Below are 14,938 nucleotides of genomic sequence, written 5' to 3'. Positions count from 1 at the left end.
TGATTCATTACCTCAAGTTTGGAGATGTCCCTATTCCTGATCGTGCTTAGTCATTCATCCCTCGATTCAGCAACGCCTAAAATCATTCCAGCGCTAGAAGCTACTAAAATCTGTCGCTGTGCGTAGCGGTTAAAAGCCCACAAATAACACTCAAGTAAGTTGCACGTTGTAGGAGTAGTCCATCAAACTGGCAATTAAAGTTACAGGAAAACTGTTATGCGTTGGGAATTTGGTCGTAGAAGTAGCAATGTTGAGGATCGTCGCGGCGCAGGGGTTTCTGGCCCAGTAGTCGGCGGCGGAATTGGTTTTGTTGTATTGTCCTTAATTGCCGCATTTTTCGGTGTAGATCCAGCAATTCTAGAGCAAGTTGCACCTAGTAACGATAATCCAACTTCTGTATCTAGGCAAAATTCCCCCGAAAGTAATCGCCTTGCTGACTTTGTTTCGGTAGTTTTAGCTGATACTGAAGATACTTGGAAGCCGTTATTTAGAGAGATGGGCGGCAACTATGTAGAGCCTACTTTAGTGCTGTTTTCCGATAGAGTAGAATCAGCCTGCGGTTACGCTCAAGCGGCGGTTGGCCCTTTTTATTGTCCTGCTGACCAAAAATTGTATATAGATTTAAGTTTCTACCGAGATTTGCAAGAGCGTCTGCAAGCACCAGGGGATTTTGCTCAAGCTTATGTAATTGCTCATGAAGTTGGACATCACGTACAAAATCTCATGGGAATCTCTGATAAAGTCCGCTCTTTGCAAAGTCGAGTCAGTGAAGTAGAAGCAAATCAACTTTCTGTTAGGTTAGAGTTGCAGGCTGATTGTTTTGCAGGGATTTGGGCAAACAAAGCCCAGAATTCGCGCCAAGTTTTAGAACCAGGTGATATAGAAGAAGCGCTAAACGCTGCTAGTAGTATTGGAGACGATCGCTTACAAAGTCAATCTAGAGGCTATGTAGTGCCAGAATCCTTTACTCATGGGAGTTCTGCTCAAAGAGTACGGTGGTTTAAGCAGGGAATCCAAACTGGAGATCCGGCACAGTGCGATACTTTTAAAACAGCTAGACTTTAACTATAAAAAGGGAATTGCTTGAGCTAAACTATTGCAAACGTTAGTAAAAAAGTCTAAGTCTAGAGTTTCAATGCGATCGCTTTCTTTGTGATAATGAGGATTCCTCAGCATAGCGGTATCTGTAACCATCATTGCTTTATAACCTCGATCCCAGAAGGGCGAATGATCGCTCCAGCGTGTCTGTGGAACAATTAACCCGCGATTGGGTGCAGGTAGCCATTGACACGCTGTGCCATGTTTACGCATATTCTTACTTAGGCTAAGTAAGTCAGGGATTGTCGCTAAATTGCCAATTAACGCGATAAAATCTCCCGTATTTGGGTAAATACGCTCTAAAGGCGATGGATAACGTTGAGAACCAGGTGTAGAGTCACAATAGCCCAGCATTTCTAGAGAAATCATCAACCGTAATGGTTGCTGTTGGCTATGCAATTTAGTAGCGTAATCAATACTACCCAATAAGCCGTATTCTTCCATATCAAAAGCAACTAGCTGGAGTGGGTACTTAAGAGGTTGCGCTGCAAAGATTCTTGCTAATTCAAGCAAAGCTGCAACCCCTGTAGCATTGTCATCTGCGCCGGGGGTTCCCGGTACGCCGTCATAGTGTGCGCCAATTAAAATCGGTGGCTTTGTGGTGCTATTAGCGGCGGGTAAATGCAAAATTATGTTTTGGTGGGTTCTACCGTTTACCTGAAACTCGTGAATTTCAACCCTTCCGCACTGTTGCAATTGTTGCAGGATGTATTGCTGAACGAAAAAATGCCCCGCCGTAGAGAAGTAAGGATCGCGATCGCGTACCAGTTGAATGAGATGATCGTATAAAAGTTGTTTGAGATCCACGTTTTTAAACAAATTCGCCTTTAGCTACCATAATTACTTTACCGCCAACAAAGACATTGATGTCTGCGTCTGTTTTTTGGGCTTTTAGTAATAAAAGTGAATCTCTACCAATTTCGTAACCTTGCTCGACGCGAATATCAATAGAATCTGCCCCAAAATAAGCATAATTCGCTAAATATCCAGCTAAACAACCATTAGCGCTCCCCGTCGCCGGATCTTCGGGAATACCTAAGTAATCGCAGAATACGCGCACGTTTAAGTTATTTTCTTGATGATAGGTTTCTGGGCAAAATATCAAAATTGACTTAGCTTCGGTGTTACTAATTAGTTCAAAATACTGTTCTAGATTGACTTTAGCTTTTTTAACGGCGGCTAAGGTTTTTAAAGGCACAATTATAAATGGCAAGCCTGTAGAAACGGATTGAATCGGAAAGCTAGTATCTATATCGTCTACAGATAAATTTAAGACTTGTGTGATCGCATCGGTTGCAAATGTCTGTCCAAAAGTTGGTGCTTTTTGCTGCATCCACAGCAAGTCTACAGAATTATCCGCGTAGTACAAAGTTACAGGTATTTGTCCGACTTTCAAGTTTAAAGTAACTTTTTCAACAGGCTGCTTAATAATTTCCTGTTGAATAATGTATGCAGTCCCTAAAGTAGGATGACCAGCAAAAGGAATTTCTTGCGCTGGGGTAAATATTCGCACGTCGTAGCCACCCTCACGGCTTTGATTATTAATAATAAAGGTTGTCTCTGAGTAGTTTATTTCTTTGGCTATACGCTGCATTTGGTGACTTGTAAGAGTCCCAGCATCCATAAATACGGCTAGTTGATTGCCGTTATATTTTTCCTGTGCAAACACATCGACAATGTAATATTTCACTATCGCTATTTTTTAGGGTTTATTTTTGATTTTAGGGTAATAAATGCGATCGCTCTAAGACCTCAAGCTTTGTTACAGCATTTTTCTCTATAACACCTACCTACAGGGTGGAGATACAGAATTTCTCCATATAATAATCTTCAAATACGGGTGTCATGAGGAAAGTTTATTATGTTTATAAATGACTATGATGCTGGTATAACCTTAGATTCTAGAGAGTATATGGAAACTTTTAATATAATAAATAGCCAAACTTCATTTACGAGGCATCTACGAGGCATCCATGGAATCTGAAACAATCATCAAAATTATTGGTGCTATAGTTGGAATCTTCGGTGCAGGGAAAATCATTTATGACATTACTACTGGGAAAAAATCTCGGTTACGGGAAGACTATAAATTTGCCAAAGAATTCTTAGAAGATTTAAAAAATAATCCCGATTTGCACCCTTTCGCCGTAGAGAAAGGATATCATGCGATTGCTGGAAGTACAATTGTTAGTTCTAAAGAAATTGCTTATATACTCTCATTAAAAAATTCTGGAAAATGTTTAAATGATTATGTGTTATCCAGAAAATACTTGCAGACTCTCGATACAAAGGGCGATCTTCGGCTTGCCTTTTCTAAGAAATACTCATCGGCTTGGTCTCGCTGGTTAAGAAAAGGTATTTATTTCTTCCTTTATATTTTTTGTGCTTGCGTAGCGATTATCCCAATATTCTTTCCTAAATATCTAACTGTTCTAATCATTACAACACTTGTCTTTGGCTATTGGGCTGTAATTGCACTAAATTCATATGTCAGAATTTATCGAGGAGAACAACTTGTAAAGCATCAGCAAAGGCATACACAGATGATACTTCTACCCAATAGAAATACTTAATCTCTTAAATAAGAGTTGTAAGGTTTGGCTGTGGGGTTTGGAGGGCGATCATTACATTAGCCCGCAGTCAATAGATAAGAGCGAAGTTTTAAAATTGTTGGTCAATACCTAAGTATTCTGCAAAATTTAGATTGCCTTAGTATGTACAAATGTGCATACAATAAAGGCATGGTATACCAGTGGGACAATGACAAGGCTGCCACTAATCTCAACAAGCATGACATTGATTTTGCTGATGCCGTGTCGGTATTTTCTGATGATTTGGCAGTGACAGTCAGTGACGAGCGGTTTAACGAAGAACGGTTTATCACCATCGGTATTGATGCGCTCGGTCGAGTTCTCGTAGTTGTGTATACGTTGCGTGGTAAGGAGATTCGGTTAATTTCGGCTCGAAAAGCAACGTGGCTAGAACTAACCCAATATTTAGAAGAGGGATAAATAATGGATGCAGAGTACGATTTTAGTCAAGGGAAACGAGGAGCGATCGATCCTGTCGGAGTAGGAAAGACTCGCATTACAATTCGGTTAGATGAAGAAATCCTTGCCTGGTTCCGAGATCAAGTTCAGGCGGCAGGTGGAGGCAATTATCAAAGCTTAATCAATGAAGCGTTGCGTCAATATATTCAACAACAACGTGAGCCGTTAGAGACTACGTTGCGAAAAGTGTTGCGAGAAGAGCTAGAACGGCTTGGGAAGTAGAGTCAGTCAACTGGTGTAGATGAGTGAAGGCGATCGCAACTATTGCCTGATTTTGTTAATGTGCGATCGCGGAAATTTTAGTAAAATGGCAGGGATAGCGATCGCACCAAAGAATTTGAAACCATCAATACAAAGTGTTCTACAAACGCTTTGCCCAACAACTTAGACTGGCCGCGCTACTACTAAAGATTTATCTTCCGTAATCTAGAAATATTAACTGTCAGCGAACAAACTCAATTCAACAAAAGATGGATAGTAACGTCTATGGTAAACCTAGATAACTTCACGCAGAAAAGTACAGAGGATTTGAAACAAGCTGTATTGCGTCTAGTTACTGGACGTGATAGTGATTCTCTAGCACAAAAAAACCAGTTTTATAAGACAGAACTTGCGGCGCTGTTTGCAGAACTTCAGCAGCGCAATCCAGTTCCAGTTGCCAGCGATCAAGCTTCTCTGATTCAAGGAGTTTGGCTATCCCTTTGGTCTACGATTCCCTTTCAAGACATCTTTCCGGGGCGTATCCGCGACCAGTCCTACCAAATCTTTCACCCAGATGGATACTATGCCAACATGGCACGGTACGCTCCTGGTTCTCGCCTTCCTTTATTAAAAAATCTATCCTCGTGGCTAGTAGCTTATGACTTTATGCTGATTCAACGGTACGAAGTCAAAAATCAGCAATGGTTGATTCAAAATGTGGGCGTTGAGCAGGCATTGCGAATCCGAGCTAAGTCTTTTACTGTAGATGTTGCAGATGCCTGGTTTACAAAAGCCGTTGCTTCTCCTAAGTTGACTAGATTGAAGCATTTGGATCGAACCACAACTAAAAAGGTGGAGAAAATCCTCCAAGCCACTCCCCAGTTAGAGCATCTTTACTGCGACCCAGACTTCCGAATTGTGAAAACTCAACGAGAGTCAAAGCAACGAGCGTCTTATACAATTGCCATCCGCAAATTTTAGGATATTTAATTGATGGCGCTTTCATCCTGAAGTGCGTTTGTGTGATCGAGATTTTTGTAAAGTAACAGGATTAGCGATCGCCGATTAGACTTGAAACCATTAATTAAATATGTAGGATGCGATCGCTCAAACACTTCAAACTCTGTTACAAAAGTATCCCCGACTATACCCCCTAAAGGATGGACATTGGGAAACATTCTGTACGATACCCAAATATGAATGTTATGAAGAAAGTTTTTGCATATTATGCTCATAAATGACAGTGATACTTGTATGGCTTCATGAAGCAAAAGATTATGTGGAAAGTTTCAATATAATAAATAGTTATGCTGCTTCATTGCCTAGAAACCTCCGGCGTATTTTAGAGTCCATACCAAAATGCAAATTGAACCATACGACCCCTACCAACTCGATGCCGTTATTCGTCTTTCGCTTCGGGCATGGAGTCCGGTTTTTGATTCAATTCAGAACGCGATGGACGCTGACGTGTACCAAGAATTCTATCCCGATAATTGGCGTGCAAGCCAGCAAAAAGCCGTCGAGGATGTCTGCGCTGCTGAAGACACAAATGTATGGGTTGCTATTGATGCAGGTTCTACTGTGGGTTTTGTAGCCGTGAAACTAGATTCCGAGTCCAGCATGGGTGAAATCTACATGGTTGCTGTCGATCCAGACTTTCAAGGTCACGGCATTGGCACTACTCTCATGGAATTCGCTCTTGCTTGGATGAAAGATGCTGGGATGTCTATTGCTATGGTCGAAACCGGAGGTGATTCCGGTCATGCCCCAGCCCGTCGCACTTATGAAAAGGTAGGCTTCGGGCTGTTACCGATCGCCAGATACTTCAAGAAACTCTGAGTACAAGCCTCTTCAATATTGGGTAGCTAGTAACGCACGTGAGTTTTGCTCTGTTGTAGCAACTGGCGTGGATAAGCGGGGCGATCGCAAATTGTATTTGAAACCATCAATAATTAAAGATGTAGGGCGCGATCGCAGAAGGGATTTGAAACTATCACTTCATCTAGGGTGGTTATCGCTGCTGATTGAGAAGATCAGGCTGATATACCATCTTCAAAATTAGTCTCATTTTCAATTAATTCAAAAAATTGCGAAATCTGTGCGATCGCTCGAAGGTGATAAACACTTTTGGTGCTTTGAGACTGCTCAATATACTCCCGATATCTTGGGGTCAAATATTTGTGACATAACCAAAGTGCGCGGTAGCTATTAAGCGAACTTTTCAAAATAGGACTCTTTTGGGGCCATCCTTCTGGTAGTTCCCAATAACCTGTAATGAATCGTTTAGTCACCCACCAAAAATGCACGTGTAGTGGCAGATCGACAAAGACTAAACTATCCGCCTCATTTAGTCGTAGCCAGAGGGTTTCCTTGCAACCAAACCCGTCAATAATCCATTGATCGGAAGCTAAAATTTTCTCATGAGTGCGTTTATAGTCTTCTATTGGAAGCTCAATGCCTCCTGATGGATATTGAATCTTGTCTAAGACGTAAAGTGGCAAACCAGTGATTTGCGATAATTTTTTGCTTAGAGTTGATTTACCGCCTCCAGCATTGCCAAACACTGCTACTTTTTTCATGCTACTCTCCTTTTGGTGCAATCAAGTCACTTCGCCGAAAAGTATTAGAGCTTGTAGTATTAAGCCGACTGCACTATTTTCTAATTTAATAGTAATATTTTTTAAATACCGTGACTTTTGCCAATTACCCAATGACGGCGGAAAAAGCGCGATAAAGCTGTTTCTTCCAAAGATAAGTAAATTGGGCGACCGTGCGGACAAGTGCGGGGGTTGCGAGTCCTTTGCCATTGGTCTACAAGAGTCTGCATTTGCTCTAAACTCAATGGTGTACCATTACGGATTGCACTGCGACAGGCAACAGCAACTTGAGCCGTTTGTAAATCTCCACCTAAACTAAGCTCTAAAAGTGCTTCGGCGCAATCTTCTCGCTCTGCTAAAAGTGCTGGCGCGTTGCGGATTGCCCACACATCATCGCCAAAAGGCTCTACTTCTAAACCAATCCGTTCTAATTGCAGAGTTTGCACTGCTGATAAATTGTTGAGAATGGCTGGAGTTTCTAACTTGACTAACTTCCAGTTTGTCAGCAATTGGTCATACAAAACCCGCTCGTGAGCAATATGTTGTTCTACTAACCACAAGCCCCCCGGATGCTCCACCATAATATAAGTATTGTGGACTTGAGAAACCGCTTTTAAACTAAAACTTGTTTCTATTTGTGGTGCTGGCTTTACTCCATAAGTACCTTGGGCTTCGGCGGCTTTAATTACTTTCCCTACCCGCGCGTTATGCACTTGTTCGCAAACACTATCGCTATTGAGACGCAAAATTTGCTCGATGGCTTGGGTAACTTGTTCTTGCCAATGAGTGAGATTATGTAAGTAAATTTCTGTTTTAGCTGGGTGACGATTCCAATTAACTTGATTGGGACTAATTTTGAGGTGCAAAAAACATACTGGATAGCGATCGCGTGGTAAGGTTTTGGCAGTAGTAGCTAAAATAATTTGCTCTATTTCCGGCAACTTTACCATTCGCCCATTAACAGCGACTTTTACCCAATCTGGGCGATGGCGATGACATCTATCAGGTAAACCTAATACCAGTTGCAAAAGCCCTAGGTTTTCTACTCCCAGTTGCGGCACTTCAATTTTTAACTGCTGCAAGTCACCCAAGCGCAATTGACGAACTATTTGCGGTAATAGCTGTTGAGTAGTTACCCCCGGACTCAGCGTAAACCACTGACGGTCATCTAGCCACACTACCCAAGTTACTTGAGGATGACATAAAGCAATTTGTCCGATAGTAGTTTGAATTGCTTTTGTTTGTTGCGCTAAAGTCGGCAATCCTTCGCGGCGTTCCCACCACGTACCAAATAAGTTATCTACTGTAACTACTGTACCTGGTGCGATCGCTACTGTTTCTATTTCTACGGGTTCTCCTTGGGGACAATAAGTAACCCGCCAAGCTTCATCGGTGGTTTGTCCGCGACTGAGAACTTCTAAATCAGCTAATTGCGCCAAACTATGCAAAGCTTCTCCCCGAAAGCCCAGACTATTAATTTGCCACAAATCCTCGCAGTTACGAATTTTGCTAGTGCTATGGGCGGTGGCGGCTTGTTTTAAATCGTCAAGCTTCATTCCACAACCGTTATCAGATACCCGCACCCGCCATTGTTGCGCCCATACAGAGATAACAATCCGCGTTGCACCTGCATCTATAGCGTTTTCGACAAGTTCGCGCACTACCGCCGCCAATGAGTCTATTACTTCTCCGGCGGCTATGAGGTGGACAACTTCTGTCGGTAAAGTTTGAATACCAGAAACGATCATGTGTCAACGTTTTATCTATATTTGCCCCTAAACACAGAAGACACACCAATTCGGTATGTCTTTGTTGAGCAATACTATTTTTTATTGTAATGTTTGCGTTAATTCTCTGAAGCTGGAGGGCGACTAAAAATTGGTGACAAGAAAGCTACCAAAACCCCAATTAAAAAACCAGAGATATTCCTAACTAATGGCAACCATTCGTTCGTACGGGTAATTACGGGTGCAATTCCAAAGGCTAGAAACAAAATTCCCCATAACGGCGAGAAGATTAACGCCCATTGCCATGAAAAACCTTGCCCTTTACTGCGCGATTGTCCCGCAAATCCACAAATTACCCCTCCAAGAACTGAAGTAATCAACGTCAAAATCCACTGTTCTCGCGGTAAACCTGGTACAACTCGGCAACCACCTTGACGCAAACAACCTTCAATTGAGCCAATCGCTTGAATAATTGCTTGATCTTCGCCTTCTTCCCGCACAAAATATAAGTTGCCGAAGCGTGTCTGCAATTCTATCCAAAAGGTACGGGGTAAAAGGTCGTAAACCGCATCGCCGATACTAAAATTAAGAATATTTCCGCCTCTTGAATCTGCTACAAGCAAGATACTTTTTTCATCTAAACCCCAAAAACTTTTTACAGCAGTTCCCGGAGTGCGATCATATTGAGTCAAAACCCGCAATTTCCAGCCTGTTTCTACTTGAAAAGCATCTAATTCTTGAGCTAACTTGTCTTCTTGGACGCTAGTTAGAGATTTTGCTAAATCAATAATTGGGGTTGGCGTGGCGGGGAGTAAATCGGGATTATTAAACGCTAATGCCGTAGGTGTAACGTTAGTCCATACTGCCCCGGCTAAAAATATTGCCCAAAAATATACGAAAATTCGTTGCCAAGAAAGACGCTGCATGAGCAATTCTATAATTATTTTTAATTTGAACTATTTGTAAATAGTCTTCAGCATTGAAAACTAATATTTCTTTACATTTGTTTACTTTACTCTAATACAGGTATCCTTGGCAAAAATTGACAAACCCAATCAGTGCAGCTTTTTCACGGGTTCAAGGCGCATCAACACTGTAATCAAGCCTACACCCACTAAAGCACCACCAATATGAGCAACATGGTCTACCCCGTCATAAATCCCGGTTTGGCGAAATTCAAACAATATCCGTTCCACCACAAATTGACCAAGAATGATAACTTCTAAAACTCTACGCCAATGCCAGCTTAATTTGATTAAAACACTAACTACAAATAAGCCAAAAACTGCCCCCGATGCTCCCAAAGAGTAACCCGCGCTGCTTCCATGAAATAGAAAGCTCATGACGCTTGCACCCAAGCCGCAGATTAAATAAGAACTGACAACGCCAACAACGCCTTCTTCTTCTTCGACTAATTTGCCAAAGATGTAGAGAAAAAAGAGGTTTCCTGAAATGTGCGCCCAATTAGCATGACAAAACATTGCCGTAAAAAATTGATACCAGGCGGGGGAGGAAAAGTTTAAGTATAAATTTTGAATAAAACCGATTCTTAATCCCTTGTCAGCAATAAAAATGACCAAGTTAATGATAATTAAGGCAAAAACACCGTTATAAGTGTTTTTTAGCTTATTTTTTCGGGTTTGATTGTCGTCTAGCAGCATAAAAGTAATTTTCCTTTAAAATACAAGCAAAAGCACAGATTATCGGCAACTACTCATCTTCTGGATCGTTCAGTATTGGGGCTTTTGGGCGAGAATCATTAACTATCTCTATATCGTCTAATTCATTTTTGGGGATATATTCAAGGCGATCGCTACTTGTTAACAAATCTCTTTGACTAGGAGAAAGACGACTAGGGCGACGATTAAAAGTTTTCCAAGCTGTTGTAACTCCAGCAAACACGCTCCGGGTACTCACTTCAACTTTTTGCGCTTGCTTTTTAGCCCCGTCAATACTGCGATCTACTTGTTTAACTACTTGACTTGCACTTTTAACCCCATCGCTAACATCATCAGTTAATTCGCTAATTTCTAAACCTGTAAGCCTGATTGCTTCTAAAGTCGGGGGCAAATCGCGCCTTAAAGTATCAAATAGTTTTTCGGCACTACGCGCCGCCCGTGCGACTTCTTGTAATGCCGGAATTGCCGTCACCAAAACCGCCGTAAGACTGACAGCAACTAATAGAATGGACAATCCAAGCCAAAATATCGGATCAATCACAGTGTTTTATGCAACTACAGGCGATCTAGCATAGGTGGTTCGGGTGTAACTTCGTTGCCCTTTAAAATTTGACTTTCTTTTTGACTAGCCTCCACACCCGCAGCAATGGCATCGCGCAACCGCTCTAAAGTGCCATCCCAATTGCGTAACGCAGATTCAGAAAGGCGATCGGCTTGAATTTGGACGCTGGTTGACAAATCTTCGGCTAATTCTGGCAACGCATCGGCGGATTTTTTTAAAAATTGACGAGTTTCCTTGCCAGTACGGGGAGCCATTAGTAAGCCTGTAATGGTTCCCACTGCTGCACCTAGCAATACGCCGCCAATAAATGATCCCGAACGGTTGTTAGACATTGTTTCGCTCTCCTTACACCCATTTTAGGCTGATTTTTTCTAGTGATGTGCGATCGCCTATCGGCATTCAGTCATTAGGATACTGTAGCTATGATGTTTGCACGAACTATTTTCTGAATCTTGGTGTTTGTCGTCCTAAAAAAGCAGTATTTGGGAAAGAAAAACGCTGCCATGCTTGTTGACCAACACTTAAAAGCGATAAAACTTGTCTTACCCGTAGAATTTGGACTTGCAATGGCTCGTTTCTTTGTTTTAGCTGAGAAAGACCCATTTGACCTTTATAAATAGCGTTAGGTGTCCCAGCTAAGGCGGCTCCGGCGCTGCGATTGATAGCGATTAACTTATTATTTACGCGCTGGAGTTTCTGCCGCAATAGCCATAGTCGCCGAGCTACATACAGCAGTATTAACGCAATTAAAACATTAATGACGATGATAGTTACAACCATAATTTGAGTGTTGTTTAGATTAGAACCTTCACTAGCTCTAATCTCAAAATTACAAATAAGTTTCCCCAGGGCGCAAGGTGAGAACTTCTACGCCATCATTGGTTACAGCTATAGTATGCTCAAACTGCGCCGATAAGAGGCGATCTCGTGTAAGCGCCGTCCATTTATCGCTTTGTACCTCTGATTCCCAAGTACCTTCGTTAATCATTGGCTCAATCGTAAATACCATCCCTGCTCTTAACTTTTTACCTTTTCCTCTCGTGCCATAATGAGGAACTTGCGGCGCAGTATGAAAAATATTACTAATACCGTGTCCAACAAACTCTCGTACTACAGAAAAGCCGGATGCTTCGGCGTACTCTTGAATCGCTGCGCCAATATCTCCAATCCGCGCATCTGGCTTAACTTCGGCAATTCCCCGACGCAGACATTCTTTAGTTACTTCAACAAGTTTTTTTGCTGTGGGTGAAGGCGTACCAACGAAAAAGGTTTTAGAAGTATCGCCATAATAACCATCTAAAATTGGGGTTACATCTATATTAATAATGTCGCCATCCGCAAGTATATGTTTAGCGTTGGGGATGCCGTGACAAATAACCTCATTGACGCTCGTACAGATAGATTTAGGAAACCCATGATAACCAAGCGGTGCGCTTTTGGCATTGTGCGCCTGCGTCCACTTTTCAGCAGCATCATTCAGTTGTAAAGTGCTTACTCCTGGCTTTACCATTGGTTCTAAATAGTCTAAAAGTTCCGCCGCCAGTTGTCCCGCGCGGCGCATCTTTTCAATTTCTCGATGAGACAAAAGAACAATTGTTTCGCTACCCATGCAATTAATTTCCTATATTCCTAACTAAATGCTAACTTTTCGAGGCTAGTCTAGGTAGGGAAATTTTATCTAATTGGATAAGATGTACAATGATAGGTTTGAAACGAAAAAATAATTGTAGGCTGTATGGCTAAAAAGAACATGATCGAGCGCGAAAAAAAGCGCACCAGAACCGTAGAAAAGTATGCTGAGAAGCGACAAGCATTATTAGAACAGTTCCAAAATGCCCCCAACCAACGGGAAAAGCTAGCTATACATAGACAAATTCAGCAATTGCCCCGTGATAGTTCACGCACCCGCCACCGTAACCGTTGTTGGGTTACAGGTCGCTCTAGAGGTGTTTACAGCGATTTTGGGCTATCTCGCAACGTTTTCCGCGAGTGGGCGCACCAAGGATTGTTACCAGGGGTAGTCAAATCTAGCTGGTAATTTTAAAACCCCTTTCTATTGGCACGAAAAGTTTGCGCGTCCGGGTTTCCCGGCGCAAAACTTTTTAAGAGAAAGGGGTTTTATTGTCCGCAGCATCTATCGATACCTAGACTATCTAAGAGTAAATCGCTAACGGCATTGGCGATCGCAAACTCTCCATAAAAGCTTTTAGAAAAGTCAAAGGCTTGCATCTCGGTCACGATCGCCATTACAAGACTTCCCAGATCGTTTTCCCCTTCCATTCTTTGCCTAACAAAAATCTGCGCCGTCCGCCCTGCTATTTGCGTGTTAACTGGTTCGGGTAAAAATTCTTCATTTAGCCACTTTTCTAGAGAGTTTCGCAACCATTCGCCTTCTTGTACGGGGTCTTGGGGTGATGGGAGCGTAATTGCTTGGATTGGTTCAGCCATAGTAATATCCCAGATTTTGGCTTTAAATACATTATCGTGCTAATAGTCTATATTTTTGGCTCGTAAGTTATAACAATTTGTATTGCAGGTGCGATCGCCTAAACATTCAGGAAATATGGACGTTACGAAGAAAGTTTTAAATTGTTGCGATCATCATAAGCAACAATGCTTGCATGGAGTTACGTGGTAACATATATTACCGAGATTTTCAGTAAATAATATAAAAATGCAAATCAATCTTAAAACTTGTTTTTGCAAGAGGTCTAATGTTCCTATCTCACTAATATAGAAATATGAGTTAGGATCTTTCTAAAAAAAAAAGGAATAAAAAGTGGTAGGTAGGTTTGAAAAATTAAGCGAACTGGAATGGAAACTATTTGAGGACTTATTACCTCCCTCGCCAGAGAAAAAAGGGCGAGGCATGCCACACGTACCATTTCAGAAAGTATTAAATACTCAACTGTATGTTTTGATTACTGGGTGTCGATGGTACGATGTACCAAGAGGAGAACAATGGGCATCAAAAAGTTCTGCTCATCGATGGCTCTAGCGCTGGTATGAAGATGAAGTAATAGAAAAACTCAAACAACGGATTTTAGCATTAGCAGAGGAGAAAGGCATGATTAACTGGGATTACGGAGCCGTTGATGGCTCTTTTCCCCCTGGCAAAGGTGGTAGGTAAAGGCGTAGGCTACGGATATAAACAACGGCAAGGGATACTGATTCACAGTATTACAGAGGCGTTTGGTATGTCAGTGGTGGCAATTACTACCTCTGCGAACGGGGATGAAAAACAGTAAGTCTTGCCCATGCTGGCTCAGATCCGCCTCTGGTTCCATAAATTAGTGGGATAAGCTCATTGGACAAAGCTCCACATTTCATCGAGTTCTGCCTCTTATACACGACACACCTCTAACATTAATTGGAGTTAAGTTTGTCGTTTAGAAAAACTTTTCATTTACAAACTGTAGTTGGGAATTTGTTTACTTCCTGGGTTACTATATTACAGCTAATTTTTAACACCCTTGCGGTATCTTTCATGCCACTGCCATTCATTGCCATATCAGTGACTTGCTGTTTAACTTCAGGTAAGTAGCCCTGATAGGTATATTCCTGGATAAATGTGCGGCAACAATATAATAACAGACTTTAACATTGATAACACTACTTTTTTTGTACCCTTTTCCCCTGTCTGATACCAATTTAAATAGGAGTTAGGGCAGATAAGGCATCTAGGATGAAGGAATAACTTGTGATGGAAGCAATCCCTGACGGTGTTAACGAGCGCGAGGAGTTGAGCAACTGAAAGTTTGCAGTTGCTCAAGGGTCTTAAACGAAAACTATTTGAGGTGTTCCCACAATCGCTCACTTGGATTTAGTTCTGGACAGTAAGGTGGTTGAACTGGCAAAATGATATTTTCCGGGACAATTAAATCTTTGCCCTTATGGGATCGTCCATTATCGACTTGAAGAATGTTGACGCTATCTGGATAAGCTACATCGAAACGCTTCAGTAAAAAATCAAAAATACTTCGTGGTGGCAATGGCGAGGCTTGTAGCAACTCACATAAAATAA

23 protein-coding genes and 1 pseudogene are annotated in these 14,938 nt (G+C 41.8%); 10 read left to right on the top strand and 14 right to left on the bottom strand.

The features are described from left to right. Positions 1-216: 216 nt before the first annotated feature. The gene (locus C7B70_RS23145; RefSeq protein WP_106371294.1) at positions 217-1,065 is read left to right on the top strand and encodes a neutral zinc metallopeptidase; all 849 of its coding nucleotides are present in this window, start codon (positions 217-219) and stop codon (positions 1,063-1,065) included. Here C7B70_RS23145 and C7B70_RS23140 read toward each other — a convergent pair whose 3' ends face one another. After that, a complete protein-coding gene (locus C7B70_RS23140; RefSeq protein ID WP_106371297.1) occupies positions 1,066-1,905 on the bottom strand; it encodes a M28 family peptidase in 840 nt (279 codons plus the stop codon). It abuts the gene before it with no gap. Positions 1,906-1,909: 4 nt separating this feature from the next. Next, positions 1,910-2,788: a PhzF family phenazine biosynthesis protein gene (locus C7B70_RS23135; protein WP_199192471.1), complete on the bottom strand. Its 879-nt coding sequence runs from the start codon at positions 2,786-2,788 to the stop codon at positions 1,910-1,912. A gap of 283 nt (positions 2,789-3,071) precedes the next feature. On the opposite strand from C7B70_RS23135, the gene C7B70_RS23130 reads away from it, so the two are divergent. The 5 genes from C7B70_RS23130 (at position 3,072) to C7B70_RS23115 (ending at position 5,330) form a co-directional block, all read left to right on the top strand. Next, a complete protein-coding gene (locus C7B70_RS23130; RefSeq protein ID WP_106371292.1) occupies positions 3,072-3,671 on the top strand; it encodes a hypothetical protein in 600 nt (199 codons plus the stop codon). A 168-nt stretch (positions 3,672-3,839) separates the two neighbouring features. Beyond that, positions 3,840-4,109 (top strand): BrnT family toxin, encoded by a 270-nt coding sequence (locus C7B70_RS23125; RefSeq protein ID WP_106371296.1) that lies wholly within the window; start codon positions 3,840-3,842, stop codon positions 4,107-4,109. A 3-nt stretch (positions 4,110-4,112) separates the two neighbouring features. Next, positions 4,113-4,370, top strand: a complete 258-nt coding sequence (locus C7B70_RS23120; RefSeq protein ID WP_106371291.1) for a BrnA antitoxin family protein — start codon at positions 4,113-4,115, stop codon at positions 4,368-4,370. A gap of 19 nt (positions 4,371-4,389) precedes the next feature. Beyond that, positions 4,390-4,536: a hypothetical protein gene (locus C7B70_RS26610; RefSeq protein ID WP_158260571.1), complete on the top strand. Its 147-nt coding sequence runs from the start codon at positions 4,390-4,392 to the stop codon at positions 4,534-4,536. A 98-nt stretch (positions 4,537-4,634) separates the two neighbouring features. Beyond that, positions 4,635-5,330: a hypothetical protein gene (locus C7B70_RS23115; protein ID WP_199192470.1), complete on the top strand. Its 696-nt coding sequence runs from the start codon at positions 4,635-4,637 to the stop codon at positions 5,328-5,330. Between the two features lie 5 nt (positions 5,331-5,335). Here the strand turns inward: C7B70_RS23115 and C7B70_RS26150 are convergent, their stop codons facing one another. Continuing rightward, entirely contained in the window at positions 5,336-5,527 is a 192-nt protein-coding gene (locus tag C7B70_RS26150; protein ID WP_146134150.1) for a hypothetical protein, read from the bottom strand. Between the two features lie 181 nt (positions 5,528-5,708). Between C7B70_RS26150 and C7B70_RS23110 the strand changes: the two genes are divergently transcribed. Continuing rightward, a complete protein-coding gene (locus C7B70_RS23110; protein ID WP_106371289.1) occupies positions 5,709-6,188 on the top strand; it encodes a GNAT family N-acetyltransferase in 480 nt (159 codons plus the stop codon). A gap of 194 nt (positions 6,189-6,382) precedes the next feature. Here the strand turns inward: C7B70_RS23110 and C7B70_RS23105 are convergent, their stop codons facing one another. From C7B70_RS23105 to map, 8 genes and pseudogenes are all read right to left on the bottom strand, one after another. Next, positions 6,383-6,928 (bottom strand): adenylate kinase, encoded by a 546-nt coding sequence (locus C7B70_RS23105; protein WP_106371288.1) that lies wholly within the window; start codon positions 6,926-6,928, stop codon positions 6,383-6,385. A gap of 101 nt (positions 6,929-7,029) precedes the next feature. Continuing rightward, positions 7,030-8,691, bottom strand: a complete 1,662-nt coding sequence (gene mutL / locus C7B70_RS23100) for a DNA mismatch repair endonuclease MutL (RefSeq protein WP_106371295.1) — start codon at positions 8,689-8,691, stop codon at positions 7,030-7,032. A gap of 101 nt (positions 8,692-8,792) precedes the next feature. Then, positions 8,793-9,599 (bottom strand): TPM domain-containing protein, encoded by an 807-nt coding sequence (locus C7B70_RS23095; protein WP_106371287.1) that lies wholly within the window; start codon positions 9,597-9,599, stop codon positions 8,793-8,795. A 129-nt stretch (positions 9,600-9,728) separates the two neighbouring features. Further along, positions 9,729-10,334, bottom strand: coding sequence for a rhomboid family intramembrane serine protease (locus tag C7B70_RS23090; protein WP_106371286.1), 606 nt, complete (start codon positions 10,332-10,334; stop codon positions 9,729-9,731). A 196-nt stretch (positions 10,335-10,530) separates the two neighbouring features. Beyond that, positions 10,531-10,893, bottom strand: a pseudogene (locus C7B70_RS23085) (DUF948 domain-containing protein); the annotation flags it as partial. Positions 10,894-10,907: 14 nt separating this feature from the next. Continuing rightward, positions 10,908-11,246: a YtxH domain-containing protein gene (locus C7B70_RS23080; RefSeq protein WP_106371284.1), complete on the bottom strand. Its 339-nt coding sequence runs from the start codon at positions 11,244-11,246 to the stop codon at positions 10,908-10,910. Between the two features lie 106 nt (positions 11,247-11,352). Beyond that, on the bottom strand, positions 11,353-11,694 hold the full coding sequence (locus C7B70_RS23075; protein ID WP_106371283.1) for a hypothetical protein: 342 nt from the start codon (positions 11,692-11,694) through the stop codon (positions 11,353-11,355). 49 nt (positions 11,695-11,743) lie between these two features. After that, entirely contained in the window at positions 11,744-12,523 is a 780-nt protein-coding gene (map, locus tag C7B70_RS23070; protein WP_106371282.1) for a type I methionyl aminopeptidase, read from the bottom strand. Positions 12,524-12,649: 126 nt separating this feature from the next. Between map and rpsN the strand changes: the two genes are divergently transcribed. Beyond that, the gene (gene rpsN, locus C7B70_RS23065; protein ID WP_009633619.1) at positions 12,650-12,952 is read left to right on the top strand and encodes a 30S ribosomal protein S14; all 303 of its coding nucleotides are present in this window, start codon (positions 12,650-12,652) and stop codon (positions 12,950-12,952) included. 80 nt (positions 12,953-13,032) lie between these two features. Here the strand turns inward: rpsN and C7B70_RS23060 are convergent, their stop codons facing one another. Continuing rightward, positions 13,033-13,362 (bottom strand): hypothetical protein, encoded by a 330-nt coding sequence (locus tag C7B70_RS23060; RefSeq protein ID WP_106371281.1) that lies wholly within the window; start codon positions 13,360-13,362, stop codon positions 13,033-13,035. Positions 13,363-13,693: 331 nt separating this feature from the next. Here C7B70_RS23060 and C7B70_RS27240 point away from each other — a divergent pair, with 331 nt between their 5' ends. Both C7B70_RS27240 and C7B70_RS27235 read left to right on the top strand, forming a co-directional pair. Continuing rightward, entirely contained in the window at positions 13,694-13,912 is a 219-nt protein-coding gene (locus tag C7B70_RS27240; RefSeq protein ID WP_199192469.1) for a transposase, read from the top strand. Between the two features lie 97 nt (positions 13,913-14,009). After that, positions 14,010-14,162 carry a hypothetical protein gene (locus tag C7B70_RS27235; RefSeq protein ID WP_199192468.1) on the top strand — a complete coding sequence of 51 codons (153 nt, stop codon included), beginning with the start codon at positions 14,010-14,012 and terminating at the stop codon, positions 14,160-14,162. A 154-nt stretch (positions 14,163-14,316) separates the two neighbouring features. Here the strand turns inward: C7B70_RS27235 and C7B70_RS28935 are convergent, their stop codons facing one another. Both C7B70_RS28935 and C7B70_RS23045 read right to left on the bottom strand, forming a co-directional pair. Continuing rightward, a complete protein-coding gene (locus tag C7B70_RS28935) occupies positions 14,317-14,481 on the bottom strand; it encodes an IS1-like element transposase (protein ID WP_369831947.1) in 165 nt (54 codons plus the stop codon). A gap of 221 nt (positions 14,482-14,702) precedes the next feature. Next, a partial coding sequence (locus C7B70_RS23045; protein WP_199192467.1) for a transposase occupies positions 14,703-14,938 on the bottom strand: 236 nt, incomplete at its 5' end.

The sequence above is a fragment of the Chlorogloea sp. CCALA 695 genome (genome assembly GCF_003003885.1).
Taxonomy (GTDB): domain Bacteria; phylum Cyanobacteriota; class Cyanobacteriia; order Cyanobacteriales; family Chroococcidiopsidaceae; genus Aliterella.
This window is presented reverse-complemented; position numbering and strand designations above follow the sequence as displayed.